The organism is Streptomyces synnematoformans (assembly GCF_039531005.1).
In the GTDB taxonomy this organism is placed as follows: Bacteria; Actinomycetota; Actinomycetes; order Streptomycetales; family Streptomycetaceae; genus Streptomyces; species Streptomyces synnematoformans.
The window spans coordinates 1-2,129 of sequence record NZ_BAAAPF010000582.1 but is presented as its reverse complement, the minus strand read 5'-3'; the positions used below and the strand labels follow the sequence as shown (position 1 = coordinate 2,129).

General features: G+C 71.0%; 1 protein-coding gene and 1 pseudogene. Both read right to left on the bottom strand.

Annotated features, from left to right (window positions below):
- Nucleotides 1-127, bottom strand: a pseudogene (locus tag ABD317_RS36235) (5,10-methylene tetrahydromethanopterin reductase); the annotation flags it as partial.
- A gap of 205 nt (nt 128-332) precedes the next feature.
- Nucleotides 333-2,129, bottom strand: a 1,797-nt coding sequence (locus ABD317_RS36230; RefSeq protein ID WP_344296195.1) for a glycoside hydrolase family 48 protein, incomplete at its 5' end; no start/stop codon positions are given.

The window sequence follows — 2,129 nt, the reverse complement described above, 5'->3', positions numbered from 1 at the left end:
CGAGGCCGACCTCCTCGGCCTTGAGCGCGATCGCGGTCATCGACGTGATCCGCTCGTGCTCGCTCGGCACCCGCCCCGTGGTGGGGTCCTGGGTGACGTCACCCACACTGAAGATCCCGAACTGCACCGGACTCACCTCTCCGTGGTTGAAAGCTCAATCACACCGGAGAACGTGCGTCCGCGCAACCCTATTCCCCCCGCGCTCACCCCCTGTGTTCCGGCAGGTGGAAGCCCCGGTGCGGGTCCGCGCAGGGGTCAGGGACATGGACCCGCACCGGGGAGTCACAGCCGACCGGACCCGGCCTCCCGCGCCGGGTCCGGCCGGGGCCGCATCAGGCGGAGGGGAACAGCTCGGCGTAGACCGCGAAGGCGATCGCCAGGCCCGCCTGGGCCCAGAAGCGGTGGTACGTGAACTCGGGCGCCGGCCCGCCGTCGAGGTGGGCCTGGACCTTCTCCCAGTCCGGGTCGTCGCGGTAGAACGAGCGCAGCCCGATGAAGGTCACGCCGGGCTCGATGGTGTCGCCGTTGGGCATGGTGCCGGACCAGCCGTCCGGTATGTACACCTCGTCGGCGAAGCGGCCGTAGTCGGCGCGGGTCTCCGGCAGGGCGATGCCGAGGCCGTCCGCGTTGGCGGCCAGCGCGTCCAGCAGCCGTTTGGCCAGGTCGGCGGTGGCGGTGTCGCCGGCCTTGGCGGCGTAGTACGTCAGCGTCTTGGCCAGCGCCGAGGCGACGCCCACGTCCGTGCCGTACTCGGCGACCGAGACGTGCAGCCCGTTGTTGGCTCCGGGGTTCGCCGGGTCCCAGTCGTCCGGGGCGCCCTCCCACGACAGCGTCGCCGGGATCCGGAACGTGCCGTCGGCCTCCGCGGTGATCTCGGGTGTGACCCAGGCCACCCACTTCTCCAGCAGTTCCTGCGCCGTGGTGTTGCCGGAGGCGTAGTACAGCTCCGCGACCCGCTCCATGCCCCAGCACTGCATGCCGAACCAGTTGTTGCTGGGCGGGTCGTGGTAGACGGGCTGCCAGTCGTAGAACATGCCGTAGAAGGTGGGCGTGCCGGCCGGCGGGCTGCCGTACTGGCCCTCCCAGCTGTTGGTGCAGCCGCCGGCGATGGCGCCCTCCGCCGACTGCAGCCAGCGCAGGAACTCCAGCTGCCGGGACAGGCTCGTCGACCAGTCGTCCTTCGCGGTGGGCGACCGGGGCGTCAGCTGCGGCACGGTGGACAGCGCCCAGGCGGCGAAGACGTTCTGGTAGCCCTGGTGGGAGGCGCCGTCGCCGATGCGCCAGGCCCAGTTTCCGCCGCTGGCGGCGCCGCCCCAGGCGTAGTACCAGGACAGCAGGTAGTGCTGGGAGCTGCGGCCGGAGCCGGCGGGGCAGCCCGTGGGGCTGGTGCAGTCGCCGATCTGCTTGAAGTACTTGTCGAACATCGCGTACCGCAGGTAGTCGCCCATCTTCGCGGCGCGCTCGACCGACGCGGATATCTGGCCCTCGTTGCCCTGCTCCGAGGCCCAGGTCAGCGCCCAGTACGCGGCCTGGACGGCACGGGCGTCCGCGTCGGGCGCGTTGGTGTACTTCCACTGCTGCGCGTACTGCTGGTCGCCGACGAAGAGGTCGAGGTAGCCGTTGGGGCCGCCGAACTCGAAGAGGTCGGTCGTCGGCTGGGGGACGGTCTCCCAGACGGACTCCTCCGAGCCGCGCTGGTAGGTGTTGATGTACGACGGGCCGGGGCCGGGCCCGTTCTGGCCGCCGGTGCCGGGGGTGTTGCCGTAGCCGTAGACGTTGTCGACGTCGAGCAGCCAGTGCATCCCGTAGATGTCCATCGTCCCGTACGCGGACGCCAGCTCGGCGGCCAGCGGGTCCTGGCCGACGGGCACGTCCGGGTCCAGCTGGGCGGGGTACTGGGTGACGTCGGGGTGCTCGGGCGCGTACGTCGCGGGCGAGCCGGGGTTGTACCCGTCGTTGGTGGGCTGGTCGGCCCGGGTGGGGATGATGTACTGCTCGGTCGTCTCCCAGGCGCTGTTGAACGGGCCCCAGTCGCCGGTGACTCTGCCGTACGCGGCCTCCAGCCAGATCCAGTAGCTGAACGCCTCCGAGGTGGTCTGGTGGCCGTGGTCGGGCGCCTCGACGATCAG